This window comes from Nitrogeniibacter aestuarii, from assembly GCF_017309585.1.
In the GTDB taxonomy this organism is placed as follows: Bacteria; Pseudomonadota; Gammaproteobacteria; order Burkholderiales; family Rhodocyclaceae; genus Nitrogeniibacter; species Nitrogeniibacter aestuarii.
Map to the genome: position 1 here is coordinate 81,777 of NZ_CP071321.1, position 20,221 is coordinate 101,997.

The 20,221-nt window shown below is 62.2% G+C and carries 21 protein-coding genes; 6 read left to right on the forward strand and 15 right to left on the reverse strand.

Translation table 11 applies throughout. From position 1 onward, the window contains the following. Positions 1–18: 18 nt before the first annotated feature. From J0W34_RS00370 to J0W34_RS00400, 7 genes are all read right to left on the reverse strand, one after another. The gene (locus J0W34_RS00370; RefSeq protein WP_227817692.1) at positions 19–669 is read right to left on the reverse strand and encodes a LysE family translocator; all 651 of its coding nucleotides are present in this window, start codon (positions 667–669) and stop codon (positions 19–21) included. Beyond that, positions 666–3,296, reverse strand: a complete 2,631-nt coding sequence (locus tag J0W34_RS00375) for a membrane protein insertase YidC (protein ID WP_230970248.1) — start codon at positions 3,294–3,296, stop codon at positions 666–668. The genes J0W34_RS00370 and J0W34_RS00375 overlap by 4 nt, the downstream gene beginning before the upstream one ends. 42 nt (positions 3,297–3,338) lie before the next feature. Beyond that, positions 3,339–4,157, reverse strand: a complete 819-nt coding sequence (locus J0W34_RS00380) for a phosphocholine cytidylyltransferase family protein (protein ID WP_227817690.1) — start codon at positions 4,155–4,157, stop codon at positions 3,339–3,341. A gap of 90 nt (positions 4,158–4,247) precedes the next feature. Next, positions 4,248–5,441: a pyridoxal phosphate-dependent aminotransferase gene (locus J0W34_RS00385; protein ID WP_227817689.1), complete on the reverse strand. Its 1,194-nt coding sequence runs from the start codon at positions 5,439–5,441 to the stop codon at positions 4,248–4,250. A gap of 67 nt (positions 5,442–5,508) precedes the next feature. Further along, the gene (aepX, locus tag J0W34_RS00390) at positions 5,509–6,399 is read right to left on the reverse strand and encodes a phosphoenolpyruvate mutase (RefSeq protein ID WP_227817688.1); all 891 of its coding nucleotides are present in this window, start codon (positions 6,397–6,399) and stop codon (positions 5,509–5,511) included. Positions 6,400–6,493: 94 nt separating this feature from the next. After that, positions 6,494–6,928 (reverse strand): hypothetical protein, encoded by a 435-nt coding sequence (locus J0W34_RS00395; protein WP_227817687.1) that lies wholly within the window; start codon positions 6,926–6,928, stop codon positions 6,494–6,496. Further along, positions 6,925–8,097, reverse strand: a complete 1,173-nt coding sequence (locus tag J0W34_RS00400) for an MFS transporter (protein WP_230970249.1) — start codon at positions 8,095–8,097, stop codon at positions 6,925–6,927. The genes J0W34_RS00395 and J0W34_RS00400 overlap by 4 nt, the downstream gene beginning before the upstream one ends. Positions 8,098–8,202: 105 nt before the next feature. Here J0W34_RS00400 and J0W34_RS00405 point away from each other — a divergent pair, with 105 nt between their 5' ends. Continuing rightward, complete coding sequence (locus J0W34_RS00405) at positions 8,203–9,111, forward strand: LysR family transcriptional regulator (protein ID WP_227817685.1); 909 nt, start codon at positions 8,203–8,205, stop codon at positions 9,109–9,111. 50 nt (positions 9,112–9,161) lie between these two features. Here J0W34_RS00405 and ppk2 read toward each other — a convergent pair whose 3' ends face one another. Beyond that, the gene (gene ppk2 / locus J0W34_RS00410; protein WP_227817684.1) at positions 9,162–10,076 is read right to left on the reverse strand and encodes a polyphosphate kinase 2; all 915 of its coding nucleotides are present in this window, start codon (positions 10,074–10,076) and stop codon (positions 9,162–9,164) included. A gap of 198 nt (positions 10,077–10,274) precedes the next feature. On the opposite strand from ppk2, the gene J0W34_RS00415 reads away from it, so the two are divergent. The 3 genes from J0W34_RS00415 (at position 10,275) to J0W34_RS00425 (ending at position 13,110) form a co-directional block, all read left to right on the forward strand. After that, complete coding sequence (locus J0W34_RS00415) at positions 10,275–12,215, forward strand: bifunctional metallophosphatase/5'-nucleotidase (protein ID WP_230970250.1); 1,941 nt, start codon at positions 10,275–10,277, stop codon at positions 12,213–12,215. 132 nt (positions 12,216–12,347) lie between these two features. Beyond that, complete coding sequence (locus tag J0W34_RS00420) at positions 12,348–12,785, forward strand: SRPBCC family protein (protein ID WP_230970251.1); 438 nt, start codon at positions 12,348–12,350, stop codon at positions 12,783–12,785. A gap of 4 nt (positions 12,786–12,789) precedes the next feature. Continuing rightward, the gene (locus J0W34_RS00425) at positions 12,790–13,110 is read left to right on the forward strand and encodes an ArsR/SmtB family transcription factor (RefSeq protein WP_230970252.1); all 321 of its coding nucleotides are present in this window, start codon (positions 12,790–12,792) and stop codon (positions 13,108–13,110) included. A gap of 25 nt (positions 13,111–13,135) precedes the next feature. On the opposite strand, the gene J0W34_RS00430 is transcribed toward J0W34_RS00425, so the two are convergent. From J0W34_RS00430 to sbmA, 3 genes are all read right to left on the reverse strand, one after another. Further along, on the reverse strand, positions 13,136–13,660 hold the full coding sequence (locus J0W34_RS00430; RefSeq protein ID WP_230970253.1) for a 3'-5' exonuclease: 525 nt from the start codon (positions 13,658–13,660) through the stop codon (positions 13,136–13,138). Between the two features lie 115 nt (positions 13,661–13,775). Further along, positions 13,776–14,381 carry a hypothetical protein gene (locus J0W34_RS00435; RefSeq protein ID WP_230970254.1) on the reverse strand — a complete coding sequence of 202 codons (606 nt, stop codon included), beginning with the start codon at positions 14,379–14,381 and terminating at the stop codon, positions 13,776–13,778. Between the two features lie 217 nt (positions 14,382–14,598). Beyond that, positions 14,599–15,888: a peptide antibiotic transporter SbmA gene (gene sbmA / locus J0W34_RS00440; RefSeq protein ID WP_230970255.1), complete on the reverse strand. Its 1,290-nt coding sequence runs from the start codon at positions 15,886–15,888 to the stop codon at positions 14,599–14,601. 258 nt (positions 15,889–16,146) lie between these two features. On the opposite strand from sbmA, the gene J0W34_RS00445 reads away from it, so the two are divergent. Together J0W34_RS00445 and J0W34_RS00450 are read left to right on the forward strand one after the other, a co-directional pair. Next, positions 16,147–17,019: an MBL fold metallo-hydrolase gene (locus tag J0W34_RS00445; protein WP_230970256.1), complete on the forward strand. Its 873-nt coding sequence runs from the start codon at positions 16,147–16,149 to the stop codon at positions 17,017–17,019. Positions 17,020–17,029: 10 nt separating this feature from the next. Beyond that, a complete protein-coding gene (locus J0W34_RS00450; protein ID WP_230970257.1) occupies positions 17,030–17,839 on the forward strand; it encodes a sulfite exporter TauE/SafE family protein in 810 nt (269 codons plus the stop codon). Positions 17,840–18,182: 343 nt separating this feature from the next. Here the strand turns inward: J0W34_RS00450 and J0W34_RS00455 are convergent, their stop codons facing one another. The 4 genes from J0W34_RS00455 to J0W34_RS00470 form a co-directional block, all read right to left on the reverse strand. Continuing rightward, positions 18,183–18,758 carry a hypothetical protein gene (locus tag J0W34_RS00455; protein ID WP_230970258.1) on the reverse strand — a complete coding sequence of 192 codons (576 nt, stop codon included), beginning with the start codon at positions 18,756–18,758 and terminating at the stop codon, positions 18,183–18,185. Positions 18,759–18,854: 96 nt separating this feature from the next. Further along, positions 18,855–19,190: a hypothetical protein gene (locus tag J0W34_RS00460; protein WP_227818314.1), complete on the reverse strand. Its 336-nt coding sequence runs from the start codon at positions 19,188–19,190 to the stop codon at positions 18,855–18,857. 238 nt (positions 19,191–19,428) lie between these two features. Further along, positions 19,429–19,659: a CcdB family protein gene (locus J0W34_RS00465; RefSeq protein ID WP_227818315.1), complete on the reverse strand. Its 231-nt coding sequence runs from the start codon at positions 19,657–19,659 to the stop codon at positions 19,429–19,431. Positions 19,660–19,758: 99 nt separating this feature from the next. Beyond that, complete coding sequence (locus J0W34_RS00470) at positions 19,759–20,130, reverse strand: endonuclease domain-containing protein (protein WP_269144629.1); 372 nt, start codon at positions 20,128–20,130, stop codon at positions 19,759–19,761. Between the last annotated feature and the right edge of the window lie 91 nt (positions 20,131–20,221).

Sequence of the window (20,221 nt, forward strand, 5' to 3'; positions counted from 1 at the left end):
GGGTCAGACTCCGGGCGACTAGGTCAGGGTGTTGATGAGCAGCGTGAGGCCGAACAGAAAGAAAGCGACTGAGCTGGCGCGGGACACGGCATGCGCCGAGCCGGGCCTTGCCAGCCAGCGACGCGCTTTCGCGGCGACGCCGGCATAGACTGCGTGAACCGCGATCAGCGCGACGCAGTATGTGGCGATGGCGATGAGCAGCGGGCCTGCCGCTGCCTCGAGCGAATCATGTTCGCCGACGAACTGGGGCAATACGGACAGGAAAAATCCCAGTGACTTGGGGTTGCTGGTCTGGAGCATCGCCCCTCGGAGCAGAATGCGTTGATTCTCTTGTGGGTCGAGCGCCTCGTGGGTGTGTTGCGCGGTGACCTGCAGGATGATTCTCGGCTCGCGGTGCCAGGTTCTATAGGCGAGGTAGAACAGATAACCGATCCCCAGTGATTTGAGCAGCGTGAACAGATAGGCTGACGAGTGAATCAGCAGCCCGACGCCTGCAGAGGATGCGGCCGCCATGATGGCGGCCCCCAAGGCGAGGCCGACGACCCCGCTCATGGACATGCGCCAGCCCAGCGCAAGCGAGTTGTCGATGGTCATCAGTACGCCAGGGCCGGGACTGGCGACCGTCAGGACCACCATCAACAGGAAAGGAATGTAGTGCTCTGCCATCATGGCGCTCCTGACGTGACCATTCGGGTGGCGGGAGGGTGCGCGTGATCGTGGCGTGGCAGCTCGGCAAAATCCGTCCCGTTGGCGGTGTGCCAGCTCAGGGCCTGGCTGACCGGGCCGCGGTTCTCATGCACTGCGTCGATGACGTACTTGTCGTGAGTCTGGCCGGCGGGTTGCCAGGGGGTCTCGTAGAGCGTCACCGGCGGCACCAGTGGCGTATAACGGATCGTCTTGCCCGTGGCCCGGTCCAGGCATCCGCCGATGGTTTCGCACAGCATGCCGGGCACGCTGAAGTTCGCGATGTAGGTCGGATCTTCCCTCAGGGTGTGGTCGGCGTTAAACGGTTTGACCATCAGGAAGGCCTGATACATGGCGTACTTGCGCTGACCGGGGATGCCGTCGAGTAGCGGGTTGTCAGACACCCAGCCGTGGTCGGAAGCCAGCACGATGTAGGTATTGTCGAGCACGCCCTGTTCGCGCATCCAGGAGACAAATTCGCCAACGCCGAGCAGCACGCAGCGATGGGTTTCAAAGATCTTCTGGGTCTCGGCATCCTTGAAGCGCGGGGCGACCCGCGAGACCTTCCCGTCGCGTGCATCGGTCGGCAGGCAATCGTCGTCGAGAAGGAAGGGCGCGCGTGGCGTTTCGTTGGTGATGAAGTTGAACGTCGGCCGGTCCGAGTCCAGGGAGCTGACCTGCGGCAGCGCGTGCAAGCTGAAGAAGTTGTTCAGGTATTTGTCCAGTCGCTTCTTCCAGGCGAACGACATCGATAGCCATTGGCCGCCGTCGTAAATGGCGTTCTTGAGCGAATGGGGTGCGATCCGGAACAGCGTAATCGCGAGGTATTGCTTGGTGAGTCCCTGAAAAAAGTCGCTGGACTGCTCCGACGTGACTTTGCGCTTTCGCTCCTGAACACCCTGCCCGATCGAGTGAATGCAGCGTCCCTTGCCGGTCTTTGCGTATTGCTGATTGAAGAGATCGCAGTCACCCGAGCGCACGAGACCAAACCAGAACGGATCGGAATACTGCACGTCGTAACCCCGGGCGTGGAAGTTCTCGACATACAGTCGGTAGGCGTCCGACACCTTCTCCTTCAGCGTGCCGTCCTGACGCGCATTGATGGCGCCCACCGTGTAATCGGGTCCGCCAAAGACGGATGGCAGTCCGTTGATGGTGCGGTTGCCGCTTGAAATCACATTGGGGAACCAACTGAAGCCCAGCAATTGTGTCTTGAGCTGGGGTTCGTCCTCGAGAATGGCCGGGATGTACCCGCTCATGGCGCCATCGAGAAAGATCAGCAGCACGTTGGGTTCGGTGCGCGAATACCTGAACAATTTGGTGTCCGGCGTTGCCGCAGCCAGCGTCTGGTCGATGCGCTTGTCGAGTGACCACAGGCTGGCGCCGATGCTCAGTACGCTGGTCAGCAAGAGCACGCCCAGGACGTTGCGTAGTGCATTGGGGTGGCGGACGGTCAGCCACAGGCTGAACATGACCACTGCGCCGGTGAGGAACAGGTCCAGCGCGAGGCTGCCTGCACCCGGTGCCAGGGCTTGTGGTGTGAAGAACACGAAGTTGTCGAGCATGCCGGCGTCCGGCTGCTGCACGAAGGCGAACACCAGGGCGAGGGTGGTGACGCAGAAGGCGAGCACACTGGTCCAGGCCCGCCATGCCGGATTGAAGAGTCGATACGCGATGGCGCACAACAGCAAAGCTGGAATGGACGACAGCAGGGCTGCGACCAGGACGAAGGGGATGTAGCCACTGAGGCCGTCAACGTTGTCTTCAAGGCTGGCAAAACCGATTGGCAACGCAACGATCACAAGCATGAACAGGCAGGCGCAGGCCAGCCAGTAGGTGCGCCCAATGGTGCCCGACAGGCTGTCGAGCAAGCGTTGTGTACGACCGCTGCGCCAGACACCGAGGAGGTCGCCCAACAGTCGCATCAGGTGCGAACGTTGTGGCACGCCGCCGATACCGTCGCGCGCATACCAGGCGCTTTTCGCCAGCGAGAGCACGTTGTTGAACGTCCAGTACAGCACCAGGCCGCTCGGTGAGGCGTAAAGCAGGACCAGGAAAATCAGCGCGACGCCGACTCCTTGCGCCCACTGCCCCGACGTGAGCTGACGTGCATACAGTTCCAGCGCGAGCAGGTTGACCGCCGTCATGACCAAGGGCAGCAGGTTGGCACCGGCCAGCAATCCGTCCGGTCGGGCCAGATCATCGATGAACAGGAACGAGGCCCCGTTGAAGGGCGCATAGTCGGACAGCAGACCGAAGGCGGCAATGAAGAACGGAATCTGGATTGCCAGAGGCGCCAGTGCGCGAAGGGCGTACGCCGGGTGGTAACCGTGCAACTGATAGAGCTGGCGCAGCATCATGTGCAATTCCTGCCCCTTGAAGACGGCACGGAACTCGTCGATTTTGGACCGCATCCTCTGCTGGATGGCACGCTCCCTGGCCTGGACCTTTTCAGCCCAGTGGTAAGCGGGCATGAGCAGCAGATTGAAGACGACGCTCAGCACGATCAGCGCAAGACCGTGGCTGTGCGTCAGGCTGTACGCGAATTGAAGCACTTCGAGCAAGGCCCAGCGGATGGGCGCAATCAAGAACAAATCGAGCGAATCGAGCATCGGTTCAGTGGTATCCGGAAGTCGTGTCAGGGGCAGTGAGGATCAGGCAGCGGCACGCACGGCAGGAAAGAGGCCATGCGCGATGGCGAGGTCCTGCGGGGTATCGACTTCGAACCAGGCTTGTTCAAGCGTATCGACCGCGCGGATACGGAAGCCGGACCCGACGAGATCCTGCATGGCGTACTCAAGCGGAGCACTCCGGCCTGCGGTTTCAATGGTTCGTGTGACGGCAGATTGCAGGTCACTACATGCGGCCCCGCGTGCGACGCAGGTCAGATTGACGGTCTTGAAGGTGTCCGCCAGTTCGAAACCCCGTGCTCGCACCGACTCGTGAAGCCAGGCGGTGACCACCCCGTCGGCGACCGTGGCGAATGTGCCGGACAGGGTCGGTCGATAGGGCGCGAGCAGGGTTGCGGCGTCGCACTGATTCAGGTTGTCAAGCAAGCGCGTGAGCAACTCACGCTCAAGCACGACATCGCCCTCGATCAGCAATAGGTCGTGCGCTTCACGGTGGCTCTCTGCCGCGTCAAGGGCGAGTTTCAGCGAATAGACGGAGCCCGTGCTGGCGTAGTCCGGGTTATGAACAAAGTCGATCTGCATGGGACTTGAGTTGGTGGCCATCCATTGGCTGACGAAGGCGCGGATGTCCGCTTGCAGGTAGCCGACGACAAGCGTCAGTCGCTGGATACCCAGCGCATCGAGGTGCGCGAGCATGCGCTCCAGGATGGCCTGATCTGACACCTTGACCAGGCACTTGGGTGTCTCGCGGGTGTTTTCCTTGAGGCGGCTGCCCAGTCCGGCAGCGAGGATGATGGCGTGGTACGGGTGTCGCGCCATGGCAGGGCTGTTTTCATTGATCATGGATTCAGTCTCCAAACGTGTGCAGGGTGAGCTGCGGTCGACGCGAGCGGCGCCGATCGGGCGGTGTCAGGTGGGTGAGTCGGTGCGTCGTCAGTTCAGGCGCCGGAGCAGTTCGCGCAGCCGGCCCAGGCCTTCCATCACATCGTTGTCGCCAATCGCATACGAGAGGCGAACACTGCTGGGGTCACCGAACGCCGCGCCTGAAACGAGGGCAATGTGCGCTTGATCGAGCGCGAGCTCGCAGAAAACATCGACATCGTCGATGGTGCGATCACCCAGTCGTTTGCCAAGGTAGGCGGATACGTCGAGGAACAGATAGAACGCACCCTGAGCCGGGGCGGCGGTGATGTCGGGCATGTCGGCGATGATGGCCAGCGCGCGTTCGAGTCGTTCATCGAGCGCTCTGTTGACCGTGGCAATGAACTGCCCGTCGTCCCGGTCAAGTGCGTGACTGATGGCGTACTGGGCGACTGCACTGGGGTTCGACGTCGTGTGACCCTGGAGATTGGCCATGGCTTTGATGACAGGTGCGGGTGCCGCCACATAGCCAAGCCGCCACCCGGTCAGCGCGTGGCTCTTGGAGAACGAGTTCACCAGAATGGCTCGAGCCTTTAATTCCGGATGGCTGGTCAGGATATGGGCATGGCGATGGCCTGCGCGCACCAGCGAGGCATAGCACTCGTCGAAGATGATCCACAGGCCATGCTTGATGGCAAGCGCGGCGATCCGTTCCAGTTCTGAGGCGTCGTAGACCACCCCGGTGGGATTGTTGGGAGAGTTGATGATGATGGCCCGGGTTTTCGGACCGATCGCTTTCTCGACGTCGCTGGCGAGCAGTTGATACTTGCTGGGCCGAGTGTCGACGAATACCGGGCGACCCTGGGCAAGTTCGACCTGTGTCGGGAAGGTCACCCAGTAGGGTGATGGAATGATGACTTCGTCACCCGGATCGAGCAGCACCATGGCAGCGTTGTACAACGCTTGTTTGGCACCGGCGGTGAGCCCGACCTCCTCCATGCTGTAGTCGAGACCCGTGTGGCGTGAGACGACCCTGCTGACCTGCTGACGCAACGCGGGCAGGCCGAGCGTCGGCGTGTAGGTGTTCTTGCCGGAGGCGATCGCACCGCGTGCGCCTTCCTTGATCAGCTCGAAGGTATCCACGTCGAGTTCGCCGGCCGCGAAGTTGATGACCTCGATGCCGCGGGCCTTCATTTCGTTGGCGATGGTTCGCATGCGCGAAGTGCCGGGGGGCTGAATGGTCTGGGTGCGTTGTGACAGCATCATGAGTTGCGTCCTTGAGTGTGGCGGGTGTCAGCCGCGCCATGGGTGTCTGGGTGGTCGATCGAGGAAATCAACGGGTGCCCGGAATCAGGTGGAGGATTTCGTCGATTCCGAGGCAGCGGCCTTCCACTTCCAGCGTGCGGCCGTTGCGCAGAATCTCCTCGGCGACGTCCCTCATGGCCAGATAGGCGCTGCGCAACATGTGATTGGCGTAGATCACGATGTTGAAACCTGCAGCCTCCAGGTCTTCGAACCGCAGGTGGGCAAAGCTGGTTGGCACGCAGACCAGTGGCACGTCCGGATGGTGTTGGCGGAATTGGTGGGCAAACGCGAGGATCTCGGCGCCATCCTTGCGCCGACTGTGGATCATGATTCCGTCGGCGCCCGCTTCGACGTACGCCAGGCAGCGTGACAGGGCATCATCCGCACCGCGGTCGAGGATGAGGCTTTCGCATCGCGCGATGATCAGGAAATCATCGGTGACGACGGCCTTGCGTCCCGTGCGGATCTTCTGGCAGAAGGCTTCAACATCTTCCTGCTGTTGGAACACATCGTTTCCGAACAGGGAGTTCTTCTTGAGACCGCATTTGTCCTCGATGACCACGGCAGAGACACCTGCGCGTTCGAGCGCGCCCACGTGCAGCGCAAAATGCTCGGGTTGCCCGCCGGTATCGCCGTCGAAGATCATGGGCAATGCGCTGACCTCGAAGATGTCATGGACGTTCAGCAGGCGGTTGCTTGCCGTCAGGATTTCGATGTCAGGCAGGCCACGCTGCGTCGAATCGGTCAGTGAACTCGACCAGATGGCGTCATAACCGACGAACCGGCCGGGTTCGGGCTCGGTGCGGGTATGCTGCGCAAGCAGCGCGGACAGCGGGCTGTGCGCTTCGAGAACGCGGATGCATTGTTTTTCCCGCAAGGCTTTTTTGAATAATGACCGCCGCTTTTCGGATGTGATCATGTCTATCGTCTCCTGATGCCAGTGCTATCGGTTGGATGTCCGTCGAGGCGTGTGCATCACGCTCCGGCTGGGTTGAAAAGGGTGTTTCGGTGATCTATTCCTCACGCCAGCGGGTCGAGAGCCACTGGCGCCAGTGCTCGCGTGTCTTTGCAGCGACATCGAGGTCATGCAGCGGATCGATCGGGCGTGGATAGAACAGGTCGGGGTAGTCCGTGCCTTCAATCGGAACGGGTGCCGGGTAGCGCGGGATCGCGTGAAAATGAGGGTTGGGATCCACCATCATCAGTGCCATGTAGTTGAACTTGGCCGCATGGGTCAGTGATCTGACCGTGGCCTCGTATTGCGCGATGACGCGAGGCAGTTCGGCGAAAGCAGCGGATGAGAGTGCGCCCAGGCTGAGCACGTCGCTTCGGGCGGCGATGATGCAGCTCAGCGGTGTGCTCTGGATCGGCCGGATCAGCACGACCCAGTGATCGAAGGCCCGGACTGCCGAGCGGGGAAAGTCGAAACGTTCCAAGGTGGGATTCATGCGCGCCCCCGGAGGGTCCAGACGCGTAGGAACATCCATGCCCCCAGCAAGCAGGCCACGAGCAGGATCAGGAGAACGGGGCCGTCGTCCTTATACGTATGGATCAACCAGACGACCACGATCGGGCCCATGGCCCGCGCGATGAGCGGTGGACTCCCGATCAGCCCGCTTGTGGCGGCGTATCGAGCGGGGCCTCCCAGCGCCAGGGGCGTGGTGGCCTTGAGGATCGTCAGCAGTCCCAGTCCGATGCCGTAGGTGAAGATGAACAGCAGGCACAAGGCAGGCTCCCACCGGGCCAGCCAGAGAGCCACCAGCGAAAGACACATGAGGCCCAAGGTGATCCAGCCCAGCTGGCCGACATTGAAGCGGGCGCCAAAGAGCACATCCAGGCTTCTGCCCAGCGCCTGAGCCGGCCCGATGCACGCAGCCAGTGCGACCGCGGTCCCCGGCGAGAAGCCGCGTGCCTGAAGCAGGCTGATTGCCACGACGGCAATGGCTGCCGTCACGAATCCGTACAGGGTGAAGCATCCGGTCAGCAGCATGAGCGTGTGCGGGCGAGAACGCGTCAGTCCCGCACCCTCCGTGCCGTCGAGTCGACATGCCTCGGGAGCCGGCATCGGCGCTACTGTCCCGGCCAGGCGTAGCGGCCAGCTGGTGACGGCCGTGATTGCGTGCAGGGCGGCGAACACTTGCAGGGTGTCGCGCCAGCCGACAAGCCCCTCAAGATGAAAGGTGAGTGGCCAGAAGGCAGTGCTGGCCAGCCCGCCAACGATGGTCAACCACCCGATTCGCCGTCTGTGTTCCGACGGGTAGGACTGGACTACGGTGGCAAAGGCGGCGTCATAGAGTGTCATGCCCATCGCCAGCCCGAGGAGCGTCCACCCGGCGTAGAACTCTAGAACGGTGTGGGCGGATGACAGTCCCCAGAATGCCAGGGCAGCGATCAACGACCCCAGTGCCATAATGCGGCGAGCGCCCCAGCGCTCCATGGCCAGCCCCAGGGGGTAGGTGACCAGACCCCAGATCAGCAGGGCCACCGAAAAGGCTCCCGTGACCGTTTCCGGGTCGCAGCCCAGATCGCGCGCCATGGACCCGGCGAGGACGGCGAACGCGTAGTAGAGACTGCCCCAGGAGAGCAGTACAGTGGAGGACAGCCAGACCAGCAACATGATTCGTTATGTCATTTGCTTGTAATATTTCCAGTGTCGTCCTGCCCGTAATGCTTATGCAATCGAGATTCTCTGATCCCCTGTTGACTGTTTTTCAACACACCGATGTCTAGTCGCCCGCCTTTCAATGCACTCCACGTCTTCTGTGTGGTCGTCAGGGAAGGCAGTTTTCGCGCCGCCGCGGCTGCCCTGAGTCTCACTCCGGGTGCGGTCAGCCGTCAGATCGGGCTTCTGGAGGCGCGCCTCAAAGTGACCCTGTTTGAGCGGGGCAGCAGTGGTCCGGCGATGCTCACGCCTGCCGGGCATCGGCTTCATGAGCGTGCTGCAGACCGGATAGAGGGGCTGCTTGAATTGCTGGACGGTGAATCCCACCCTGGACGACAGCACAAGCTCTTGGTCGACACCAGTGTGACGCTGGCCATGTACTGGCTCATTCCGCAGCTTCGTCTCTTCGGCGACCGGCATCCGGGGACTCTTGTGCAGGTCAGGACCGCCGATGGCGACATCGATCCGGCCTCGCCGGCGGATGTCTTCATTCGCCGCGAGCCCAGCGAGCTTAGAGGACTGCCGGCCCAGCCATTGATGATGGAACGCTCTGTATTGGTGGCGGGGGCTGAATTTTCACGCGGAATTCAAGAGCGGCGCGGTGCAGGCCCCTTGGCCTTTGACGGCGACGTGCCACGGATCGGCATGCGTTCCCGCACGGATCTATGGCCGGCGTGGGGAAACGCGCACGGTCACGTGGCTCTGGAGCCGACGCTGCTGTTCGACAACACCGTGCTCGCCATTCAGGCGACGCTACAGGGGCTTGGTGTGCTCGTGGTGCCGGAGATCTTCGTGGCCGAGATGTTGGCCTCCGGGAGCCTGTGCCGCTTGCATCCCCTGACGCTGGAGACTGGGCGCTACGCGTTTGCGGTCGGACGGACGAGAGACTCGATGCGAGTGCGTCAGTTTACCGACTGGTTGTCGGCGCAGGCCACCGGGGCGGGCGGAGTGCCCTTGCCCGTGATCTGACGCGCTGGCGCGCGGCTTGCGAGCCGGCTCTGATCGGCCGCCGAGCGCCCTCAATACCGCTTCGGCACGTAAAGCGCTTCCGGCATGTCACTGCGCTCGTAGTCCGGATTGAACACCCGCTCCGGCAGGGAAATCGGCTCACGCGGCACGTCTTCATACGGCACCTGATCCAGCAGGTGCGCAATGCAGTTGAGTCGTGCCCGTTTCTTGTCGTTGCCCTCGACGATGTACCACGGCGCTTCCTGGATGTTGGTGCGCGCCAGCATCTCCTCCTTGGCCATGGTGTAGTCCTCCCAGCGCACACGGGACTGCAGGTCCATGGGGCTGAGCTTCCACTGCTTGAGCGGGTCGTGGATGCGCATGAGGAAGCGCAGTTGCTGCTCCTCGTCCGAGAGCGAGAACCAGTACTTGATGAGGCGCACGCCGGAGCGCACGATCATGCGCTCGAACTCGGGGACGTCCTGAAAGAACTGCTCCACTTCATCGGGTGAGGCAAAGCCCATCACGCGCTCGACCCCGGCGCGGTTGTACCAGGAGCGATCGAACAGCACGATCTCGCCGGCGGCGGGCAGGTGCGGCACGTAGCGCTGGAAATACCACTGGGTCTTTTCCCGCTCGGTGGGCTTGGCCAGCGCAACCACTTTGCAGGTGCGCGGATTGAGGCGCTGGGTGATGCGCTTGATCACGCTGCCCTTGCCGGCCGAATCACGGCCCTCGAACAGCACCACGACCTTCTCGCCCGTGTGCTCCACCCAGTCCTGCAGCTTGATCAGCTCGGCCTGCAACTCGATCAGCGCCAGGAAGTAGGTGCGCCGGTCGATGGTTTCCGGGTGCGCCTTCTTGTAGATCTTGCGTAGTTCGAGGGACAGGGCGGGTTCGGACAGTTCCAGCTCGACGTCTTCGTCCAGTTCGTCGTCCAGTTCGGCCTTGAGCCATTCGAGGGTGTCCTGGGGCAGGTCGGACATGGCGCGGTACTCCTTCGGTGGTGCGCTGAGGTCAAACGAATATTGTGCGCCTGATTGCGCGACAAAGTGATGTCAGCGGGGGCGGTTTCGGATCATGTGCGCTGTCATCATTTTTTCGGGTGGCCGACATGTGCGCGTCATCGCGCGTGCTTAAGGTGGAGCGCTTCGAATTCACCCGTCGCCTCCGGAGACCCCGCCATGACGCACCGCCTCAAACCTGTTGCCGCCGCCATGCTGCTCGGCCTGTCCACCCAGTTGTTCGCTGCCGGTTGTTCCGGCCATCTCGTGTTCGGCGACCTCGATTCCGGTGTCGCCGACCGCGCCGTGGGCGACGCCTGCCTGAGCGAACTGATCGACGCCACGCCCAACACCTGGGGCAACCACGGCCAGTTCGTGTCCCATGTGGCCCGCACCACCCTCAAGCGCGAGGTGCGCCGCACCCTGAACCACCGTGAGCGCGCCCGCCTCGTGAAGGCGGCGGCACACTCCGACATCGGCAAGACGCTGGAGGTGAAGATCATCACCATGGGTGATTTCCACGGCAACCTGCGCCCGACCGGCACGCGCAGCATCGACGGTGCCACCTTCGATCGTGGCGGTGCGGAGTATGTGTCGGCGGTGGTGAAGGAGAAGCTGACGGCCTACCCGAACACCGCGTTCGTGCACGCCGGCGATCTTATCGGCGCCAGCCCGCTGCTCTCCGCCCTGTTCCACGACGAGCCGACCATCGAAGCCATGAACGAGATGGGTCTGATGGTCAATGCCGTGGGCAACCATGAATTCGACGAAGGTCGCGAAGAGCTGCTGCGCATGCAGTACGGCAACCAGCTCGGTGGCAACGGCTGCCACCCCACCGACGGTTGCCAGGACGGTGACGACTTCGGCGGCGCCGACTTCCAGTTCCTGGCCGCCAACGTGGTCGATACGGCCAGCGGCAAGACCCTGTTCCCGGCCTACAAGATCATGAACTTCAAGGGCAACAAGGTCGCCTTCATCGGCATGACGCTGGAGAACACGCCGGCCATCGTGACGCCTTCCGGCGTGGCCGGCCTGAGCTTCAAGGACGAGGCCGATACGGTCAACGCGCTGGTGCCGCACCTGCGCCGCCACGGGGTGAAGAGCATCGTGGTGGTGGTGCATGAAGGCGGGTTTGCCACCGGCGGCAGCAATGCCTGCGAGGGCGTCTCGGGCCCGATCGTCGACATCGTGGCGCGTCTGGACGACGCGGTCGATGCGGTCATTACCGGCCACACCCATCAGGCCTACATCTGTCAGCTGCCGAATGCGGCAGGCCGCAACATTCTCGTGACCGCCGGCTCGCCCTATGGCCGTTTCCTCACTGACATCACGCTGACGCTCGACACGAAGAAAAAGGACGTGATCGCCACCGCCGCCGAAAACACCGAACTGCTGTTCGAACAGGGCGTGGCCCCCAAGGACGCGGCCATCACCGCGCTGATCGACAAGTACGATGCGCTGGCCGCGCCGCTGGAGAACCGCGTCATCGGCCACAACGCGGACGTGCTCAGCCGCACTGCCAACGCCGCCGGCGAGTCGGTGCTCGGAGACGTGATTGCCGATGCCCAGTACAACGCCACCAGGGACGCCGGCTTTGGCGACGCCGTGGTTGCGTTCATGAACCCGGGCGGTATTCGCGCCGACATCGGCTATGCCCAGATCGGTAGCGAAGGCGACGGCAACATCACCTACGGCGAAGGTTTCACCGTGCAGCCGTTCGGCAACTCGCTGGTCACCATGACCCTCACCGGCGCGCAGATCGAAACCCTGCTCGAGCAGCAGTTCATGGGCTGCACCAACAACCAGCCCTTCAACCGCATCATGCAGGTCTCCGATGGCTTCAGCTACACCTGGGACGCCAACGGCCCGGCGTGTGACAAGGTGAATCCCGCCAGCATCACCCTCAACGGCGCGCCCATCGATCTGTCAGCCAGCTACCGCGTGACGGTCAACAGCTTCCTGGCCGATGGAGGTGACAACTTCAGTGTGCTGGCCGAAGGCACCGACCGGCTGGGCGGCGCGCAGGATGTGGATGCCCTGGAAGCCTGGTTCAACACCTATGGTGTGGTCGATCCGGTGACCTATCCGACGGCGCTGCAGCGGATTCAGCGCTTGAACTGAGTGCCGCTGAACTGAGCCCGGGAGCCGCGCATCGCCGCGGCTCTTCTTCTGTTTTAAAATGCAACCAAATGGTTGCATTAACCGACAGCCTGTGTTCTGATGGCCACTCACCCCGACGCCAAGGAGCTCACCATGAAAAACGTGATTGAACGCGAGATTGTCATCCGTGCCTCCCAGGCGCGCATTTACGACGCCATCGCCAACCCCGCGGAGGTGGTCAAGTGGTTTCCCGAAACGCTGGAGGGTCGCTACGAGGTGGGTGAGCAGCCGATCTTCGGTTTCGGCGATCATGGCCGCAATCAGTTGTGCATCGTCGCGGCGCAGCCGCACACCTATTTCGCCTACCGCTGGGTGCCGGGCGCCGCGCATTTTCTGGGCGATGTGATGAGCGTGCCCAATACCCTGGTCGAGTTTCGCATCGAGCCCCTGGGCGACGGGACCTGCCGCCTCACCCTGACCGAGTCCGGGTTTGCCGATCTGCCCGCCGACGTGATGCGCTCGGCCTTTGACGACAACTCGGGTGGATGGACCTTCATGCTCGGTCGCCTCGAAGACTACTTTGCGGCCTGATCCCATGCAGGAGGCACACATCTACAAGGCCCTGGGCGATCCGACCCGGCTGGAAATGCTCCGGCGGCTGTCGATGCAGGCGGGGGCAAGCATCGGTGAGTTGTCGGCTGGTCTGGGCATGTCGCGCCAGGGGGCACGAAAGCAACTGCAGGTACTGGTGGATGCGAACGTGGTGCGGCTCATGCAACGGGGCCGCCAGACCGAGGTGGTGCTGGCGCCCGAGGCGCTTGCGCAAGCCCGCGAGTTCATTGCCTGCATGGAACGTGACTGGGACGCCCGGCTGGGTCGCTTGAAGCAACTGCTGGAGTCCGATCCCGGCACGTGATGCCGGGCCATGACAGTGAGCCGGGCTAGCCGACGCCGGTGCCGCGGGTGGCCGCGCCCTGGGCGGCGGTGCGCCGGTAGGTTTCCTGAACCAGCCAGGCGTCGTGGCTGGCGCGGTGGCGCACCAGGTGCGCCTCTTTCTGGACCTGCCGCTTGGTGGCGTGCCAGAGTGCCATCTGCGACTCGCTGAGAATCATGTCGAGCATGCTCACCTGGAACTGCATGTCCTGACCCGCTTCATGAAACAGCGTGATCAACCAGGGTTTGTCCACCACCCAGCCATCGGTGTAGAGCGTGTAGCCGGCGAGCATGTCATTGAGCAGGGCGGCCACTTCGGTCACCGGCTTGCCGAAGGTGGCCAGCTGTTGTCGCGAGATGCCGTGGACGCTTTCGGCCTGCTCGGACCAGAAGGTCCAGGAGGGTGCCGGCTTGATCAGCGTACAGAAGCGTCGCCCAGCATCGAGCGCCACGCCAATCTCGATCGGGTAGCTTGTACCGCCAAAGCCGGAGGCTTCGACGTCAATGATGTACGGGATGGCGGGTCGATGCATTGAGGGTCGGGGCCAGCGTTGTCAATGCATGGTAAAGCCGTATGGCCGGGGGTGGAAGCACGTTGTGTCGTGCCCGCCGGCTGTAACTCGCAGACGGGTCGTGGTGACGGGGCGCTCACCACAGCTTGTACCACGGCTTTTTCGACGAGCCGGCCGCTGGGTCGTGGTCAGTGGCATGCGAGTCGGAGACGCAGGGGTAGGGGGCCGTCTTGGTGCCTTCAACGAATCCGTAAATGGCCAGTGCGCTGCCTTGTTCGACGGGGATCACCTTGCTGCAATCGTGCACCGTGATCCCGGTCGCGATGGCTGCGCCCAGCGCCGCATCATGAAGCGGCAGCGACATCTTTTCGATATAGCCCAGATAGAGCGGTGCCAGCCGCTCGTGCGAGCCCTTGAACGACAGCGGGGAGAGTTTTGCCGACGCGTAGTCGTGATCGACCTCTTCCTGGCTGATGGGGCTACCGAGCTGGCGCAAGGTGGTGAACATGACGTTCATCAGCTTGGGCCCATCGGTATTGGCCTGCTCGGACAGGACGGTGGTGCCCGGTTCGACCTCGGGGTCGAATTCAAAGCTGCGGTACATCAGTGACCCGGCCATGCGTGACACTGAGAGGATGAGTGTTTCCGGGTGAAACTGGTCGTTTGTCGTCAGGCGGGCCCGGCTTGCCTGATTGAAGAAATTGGCCGCTTCAATCAGGGCCTGGTACTGGTCGTCACTCAACGCGGTTCTCCGTCGGCAGTGGGGTCGTCCCGAAGGGGGCGGGACGTTGTCGGCGAAGATAGCGGAGTCTGGGGAAAAGTGAAACGTCATAAATCACTCGCGGCCCGGGCGCAGGTCGCGGCGGTGATCAGTCCGGGGGCGGGCCGTGAGCCGCGCACGCCCGCGAGGTGTGGGCGGAGGCCGGGCAAGGCCCTGTCATCCGCCCGGACGTCAACGCTCAGGCGTCGTTCACCGGCACGGGTACCGCCTGGCCGGTCAGCTCGATGTCCGACAGCGGCTGCCCCTCCAGCGTGGCTTCAAAGGCCTTGAGACGCTTGTGGATGGACAGCAACTCCACGATGGTGGTCCAGGAGTTCACCAGGTACTGGAAGGAGTTTTCCACCTGGTTGAAGGCATTGAGAATCCGCTGCATCACGCCCAGCGTGAACGCACCGGCCACGATGGACGGGGCGAGGGCAATCAACGGGACGAACTGGCCGATGTTGATGTAGCCGAAGCGCACCACATTGAAGTACAGGTAATGGAAGTACAGGCGGAAGTAGTTCTGGCGCACGTCGGCGAACAACTCGCCGAGGGTGAGCGGATGGGCACGGTGTTCGTGGTCTTCCCCCAGCACCAGTTCTTTCCGGTAGGCCGCTTCGACCCGTTGGTTCTTGAACTCCAGCCCCGGTAGCTTGATGCCGGCCAGCCCGAGCAGGAAGGTGCCGAAAATCGACCAGATGATGGCCACGAACACCAGCGCATGCGGCACTTCGCCGATCAGGGGCAGTTCCTTCACCTGCTCCGAAAGCAGCCACAGGATGGGCAGAAAGGCGATCAGGGTCATGATGGATTCGAGCAGGCTGACGCCCAGATTCTCCACAATGGTGGCGAAACGCATGGTGTCTTCCTGAATCCGCTGGGAAGCCCCTTCGATATGGCGCAGGCGCTGCCAGTGCTTGGTGTAGTAGTCGGTCATCGCTGTGCGCCAGCGGAACACGAAGTGACTCACGAAGAAGCGGTTGAACACCGCCACGGCCACCGCGATCATGATGATCCAAGCCACTGTCGCCAGCTCGCTGAAATAGTCACCGATCTGCACCGTGCCGGGCTTGGACAGCGCGTTCTGGATCAGGTCGTAAAACCCCCCATACCACTCGTTGAGCATCACGCTCACTTCCACCTGAAACCAGGTGATGAACACGATCAGCCCCGAGCCGAACACCGACCATTTCGCCCATGGCTGCTTGCCGAAGAAGGACCACGGAATCATGAACGCCAGGTAAGCCACCAGCATGTACTGGTAAAGCCACAGGTTGATGGTCGACTGCACCTCGGCGTTGTCGGTGGCCGCCACCGCGCCCGGAAAGTGCAGGCCGAGGTGTTGCCCGAGATCCGCCGCAAAGCCATACCAGGCGCCGATGCAGGCGCTGGCCCACAGCAAGAAGCTGAAGAAGAAGAGCTTGGGGCGCGGGAAGAAGGAATGGAACATGGTCGCTACGTGCTCCGGCACAGGCCTGACGGCCACGGGGAATGATCCTGAGACGGGTCACGACCGGGTCGGTTCCCGGCCGGGCGAGATCCCGGCATGGCGTTGATGATACGTCGGGTCTGCAAAAGTGCGTCGTGAAGCATGCGACAGCAGCCGGGAACTCCGGCCACGGCCGGCTTGTCATTACCTATAAGAATATGCTTATATACGAAAAAGCATAAAGACCCATTCAAGCCACCGGACCCGTCGGGCGAAGCCCCGGCGATGACACCGGCCACGCATGGAGATCAGCCCATGACCCAGACCCGAAATACCGCAGACATCCGCGCCTTCTTCGACGAGGACACCAACACCGTCACCCATGTGGTGAGTGACCCGGCCACCAAGAGCGCGGCCATCATCGACAGCGTGCTCGACTTCGACCCCAAGTCGGGCCGGACCTCGCATGAACACGCCAATGAAGTCATCGACTACGTGCGCCGTGCGGAACTGCAGGTCGAATGGCTGCTCGAGACCCATGCCCACGCTGACCACCTCTCGGCTGCGCCCTATCTGAAAGCCCATGTGGGCGGCAAGATCGCCATCGGCGCGCATATTCGCGATGTGCAGGGCGTGTTCAGCAAGATCTTCAACGCCCCCGACATCAGCGGCACCGGCGTGGAATTCGACGTGTTGTTCGAAGACGGTGAGCGTTTCGCCATCGGCGAGCTGGAGGTGGAGGTGATGCACACCCCCGGCCATACCCCCGCCTGCCTCACCTACGTGATCGGGCCGGACGCCTTTGTGGGCGACACCCTGTTCATGCCCGACTATGGCACCGCCCGATGCGATTTCCCCGGTGGCGACGCGGCCACCCTGTACCGCTCCATCCGCAAGGTGCTGTCGCTGCCGCCCGAGACCCGGCTGCACCTGTGCCACGACTACCCGCCCGATGATCGCGAACCGGAATGGGTGTGCACCGTGGCCGACCAGCGCGAAAACAGCGTGCATATCGCCGATGGCGTGACCGAGGCCGAATTCGTGAAGATGCGCGAAGCGCGCGACGCCACCCTGGACATGCCGCGCCTCATCCTGCCCTCGGTGCAGGTGAACGTGCGCGCCGGCAATCTGCCGCCGCCCGAAGACAACGGCGTCAGCTATCTCAAGCTGCCCATGAACCTGCTCTGACCCCCAGACGATGAACGAGACCCTCGTCCTGGCCGGCGTGCTTGGCGGTGCCATTGGCGCGCTGCTGGGGCTGACCGGCGCAGGTGGCGGGGTGCTGGCCATACCCGCGCTCATGCTCGGGCTCGGGCTCGGGCTGACCGAAGCGGTGCCGGTCTCGCTCGCCGCCGTGGCCCTGGCCGCCACGCTGGGCGCCGTGGTCGGCCTGCGCAAGGGCATCGTGCGCTATCGCGCCGCCATGCTCATGGCAGCCCTGGGCATGGTGAGTGCGCCCGTCGGGCTGTGGCTGGGGCATGAGATCCCCCAGACCGTGCTCACCGTCGTCTTCTGCCTGCTCATGCTCTACATCGCCGCGCGCATGCTGCGCAAACGGCCGGCCCCCGCGCCGGGCGAGGCCTGCCTGGTCGAGGAGCGCAACTGCATGCTCGACCCGCTCACCGGTCGCTTCAAGTGGAACACCCGCTGCTCCTTCACCTTGGGGCTTATCGGCTGCACCGCCGGCCTGTTCACCGGCATGCTCGGCGTCGGCGGCGGCTTTCTCATCGTGCCGGCCTTCCGCCAGTTCTCCGACCTCTCCATGCAGGCCGCCAGCGCCACCTCACTGGCTGTCATCGCCCTGGTCTCGGCCTCCACGGCTACCGGCAGCCTGCTGCACGGCGGCGGTTTCGACAGCACCGGACTGACCTTCATTGTCGCCACGGCCACTGGTCTCATGGTGGCGCGGGCGTTCTCCGCGCGCATTCCGGAGCACTGGCTTCAGCGGGGCTTGGGGGTGGTGATTCTGGCGGTGGCGGTGGTGTGGTTGGGGAAGCAGTTTGTTTGAGCTGACTGCCCGGTCGCGCAATCACGTAGGGTGCGCTAGGCGAAGCCGTAGCGCACCAATCGGTGGTGGATAAACAAATGCCGCCCGAAGTCGAGCGGCATTTGAGAAGGCACATGTGGCGCGGGCCGGGTTTTCGATAGGTGACGGAGTCCCGGGTTGAGACGCCGAATGGTGCGTTACGGCTGACGCCTAACTCACCCTACGGAGTCCGCCTTACGCGCGTTAACTCACCATTGGCGGTGTAGAAACGAAGCCCTCGCGAGGCCGAGCGGCATTCGGGAAACCAGCTCAATGGTGCGTCTGCGACTTCAAATGGCGAAGAAGTCCGGACTCGTGATGCGCATTACGTGCCTTGGAGAAACTCTGCCGCTGCCCGAGTGACGAAGTACTTTTTGCTTCCTTTGCTCCCAAATTCTAAACGAACGAGACCAGCCGACAAGAGCGACTCCAGATCGTCTTTGATAAACCGACGGTCATCGTATTTTATTCTTCCCCCTAAACCTCCAATAAGGGGATATTCGTCAGGTTTTCCTGTGTAGACCTTATATTCCATAAAGTATTCAGCACCCGACTCTACAAGTTGCTTGAGAATTGAGACGGCTTGCTTCGATAGCATGGGTTTCGAATTTAGCAACCTAGCGAGGTTTCCAAATCCCTCGAATTCGCTTGCTAGATGTGCTATCCGGCTATCGAGTTGCGAAAGCCGTTCGACGAGAATCGCATGGTTTGTCGCGAGCAATGCCGAGAGTTCCTTGGATAAGAGTGAATGCCGCTCTATAGAATTGGCGATCGACTCGTAGTGACTCTCTTTTAGCCATGACGTGAATTCGGTTAGCTCCGTCCCAGATCGCTCAGCCTTGTAACTGGAGAGAAGTCCAACAATCGTCGCGAAGGTGCCAGCTGCGGTTAAAGGATCCATGCTTTCTCCCATGGAAAACGTTGTTTTGAGAGGTCTGAGCGGACTTCTGACGCACATGCTGACGGATGATGAGCCGAGCCTCGGACGGAACGCGATTTATGGCACTGAACTCTCAGAAAGCTCTGACAAAGCCTGTTCCAGCAATCTCGTAAGTTTCGCATACGGATAGAACACAGTGCCGATTCCGGAACCCCCGTTTTCATACGCCAAGCAGATATTTCTGCCGAGTGATCTTTCTCCGCTAAGGGAGGCTGTTCCGTTAATGCCGTCGACTGAAATCAGTTTTTGGCCCAAATGACCCATGTTGATAATCGCTAAAGCATCCTCTTCGAAAAACGACAAACCCAGAAAGCAACTTTCGTCATTTCGCAAATCGAAGAGCACGCGAATGCGGCGGTGTTCAACGAAGACTTCGTACCTAGTTTCGTCCATGTGTTTTCCAAGTTTGTTCCGCATGGGGTTACATAGTGCCCCGGCGCAACGCCCTAAGCAATCCCAAATGACTATTCTTCCCTACCTGTTGCCGACTGCTTTGGCCGACCGCTGGGCAGCGCGAGTAGGGCCGAAGAGCGAAGCGTCATCCGCCAATTTGAAGCGCGTCGTACTCGATCCGAAGAATGGCGCCTTTGGCGCTCTTCATGCCCACGCGACCGAAGCGTTTGCGCGTGCGTCAAAACCCGTGAAACACCAGATCCACCGCCGCGACCAGTTCGCCATGGCGGGCACTGGCGTCCAGCACCGGTTGCTTCAATTCCGAAGCGCGAATGGCGGCCATGAACTGCGTGACCATGACGTAGGGTTCGCCGTCGATATTGAACAAGGGGTTGAGCGTGCTGGCCGGCTTCGGGGCGTCGCTTGCATGCATGAGCGGCGCGACCACGCGGGTGTTGAGCTGGCCCATGAGGTCGTGCGCGGTGCACCGCGACGGTGGATCGACGTCGGCGGTTGGATCGTGGTTTTTCGCAAGATGAGTGAAGCCGCCGCGTCCACTCCTCCCCCTTCAAGGGGGAGGCTGGGAGGGGGATGGGTCAAGCGCCAGGTAAATCGCTTCGACCACCGCGTCCGTCTGGCAGAGGACGTCGTTGTTCCAGAACCTGAGCACCCGGAATCCGGCTCGCTCGAGCATGTCGGTTCTTGCATGGTCGTACGCCTGCTGGTCGGCGTGTTGGCCGCCGTCCACCTCGACAACGAGTTTGTGCTCCAGACAGACAAAATCGAGAAAGTACGGGCCAAAGGGATGTTGGCGTCGGAATTTGGCGCCTAGCTGCTTCGCGCGAAGCCGTCGCCAGAGCGCGTGCTCAGCGTCCGTCATGGACGCGCGGAGGGTTTGCGAAAGCTTTGTGCCATGGGTGTGGCTGGATCGGGTTAGCATATGGCATAGATTAACCCCATCCCCACCCCAATTAACCCCATCCCCACCCCAACCCTCCCCTTGAAGGGGAGGGGGTCTGGTCCGTGCGGGG

Coding starts and splice junctions, on each gene's coding strand:
- J0W34_RS00415 (WP_230970250.1), top strand. CDS start 10,275: ATGACGCACCGCCTCAAACCTGTTGCCGCCGCCATGCTGCTCGGCCTG.
- J0W34_RS00460 (WP_227818314.1), bottom strand. CDS start 19,190: ATGGACGAAACTAGGTACGAAGTCTTCGTTGAACACCGCCGCATTCGC.
- J0W34_RS00370 (WP_227817692.1), bottom strand. CDS start 669: ATGATGGCAGAGCACTACATTCCTTTCCTGTTGATGGTGGTCCTGACG.
- J0W34_RS00455 (WP_230970258.1), bottom strand. CDS start 18,758: ATGGATCCTTTAACCGCAGCTGGCACCTTCGCGACGATTGTTGGACTT.
- J0W34_RS00470 (WP_269144629.1), bottom strand. CDS start 20,130: ATGCTAACCCGATCCAGCCACACCCATGGCACAAAGCTTTCGCAAACC.
- J0W34_RS00405 (WP_227817685.1), top strand. CDS start 8,203: ATGTCTAGTCGCCCGCCTTTCAATGCACTCCACGTCTTCTGTGTGGTC.
- J0W34_RS00450 (WP_230970257.1), top strand. CDS start 17,030: ATGAACGAGACCCTCGTCCTGGCCGGCGTGCTTGGCGGTGCCATTGGC.
- J0W34_RS00420 (WP_230970251.1), top strand. CDS start 12,348: ATGAAAAACGTGATTGAACGCGAGATTGTCATCCGTGCCTCCCAGGCG.
- J0W34_RS00400 (WP_230970249.1), bottom strand. CDS start 8,097: ATGTTGCTGGTCTGGCTGTCCTCCACTGTACTGCTCTCCTGGGGCAGT.
- J0W34_RS00465 (WP_227818315.1), bottom strand. CDS start 19,659: ATGGGCCAGCTCAACACCCGCGTGGTCGCGCCGCTCATGCATGCAAGC.
- J0W34_RS00385 (WP_227817689.1), bottom strand. CDS start 5,441: ATGATGCTGTCACAACGCACCCAGACCATTCAGCCCCCCGGCACTTCG.
- J0W34_RS00430 (WP_230970253.1), bottom strand. CDS start 13,660: ATGCATCGACCCGCCATCCCGTACATCATTGACGTCGAAGCCTCCGGC.
- J0W34_RS00425 (WP_230970252.1), top strand. CDS start 12,790: ATGCAGGAGGCACACATCTACAAGGCCCTGGGCGATCCGACCCGGCTG.
- J0W34_RS00445 (WP_230970256.1), top strand. CDS start 16,147: ATGACCCAGACCCGAAATACCGCAGACATCCGCGCCTTCTTCGACGAG.
- J0W34_RS00380 (WP_227817690.1), bottom strand. CDS start 4,157: ATGATCAATGAAAACAGCCCTGCCATGGCGCGACACCCGTACCACGCC.
- ppk2 (WP_227817684.1), bottom strand. CDS start 10,076: ATGTCCGACCTGCCCCAGGACACCCTCGAATGGCTCAAGGCCGAACTG.
- aepX (WP_227817688.1), bottom strand. CDS start 6,399: ATGATCACATCCGAAAAGCGGCGGTCATTATTCAAAAAAGCCTTGCGG.
- J0W34_RS00375 (WP_230970248.1), bottom strand. CDS start 3,296: ATGCTCGATTCGCTCGATTTGTTCTTGATTGCGCCCATCCGCTGGGCC.
- J0W34_RS00395 (WP_227817687.1), bottom strand. CDS start 6,928: ATGAATCCCACCTTGGAACGTTTCGACTTTCCCCGCTCGGCAGTCCGG.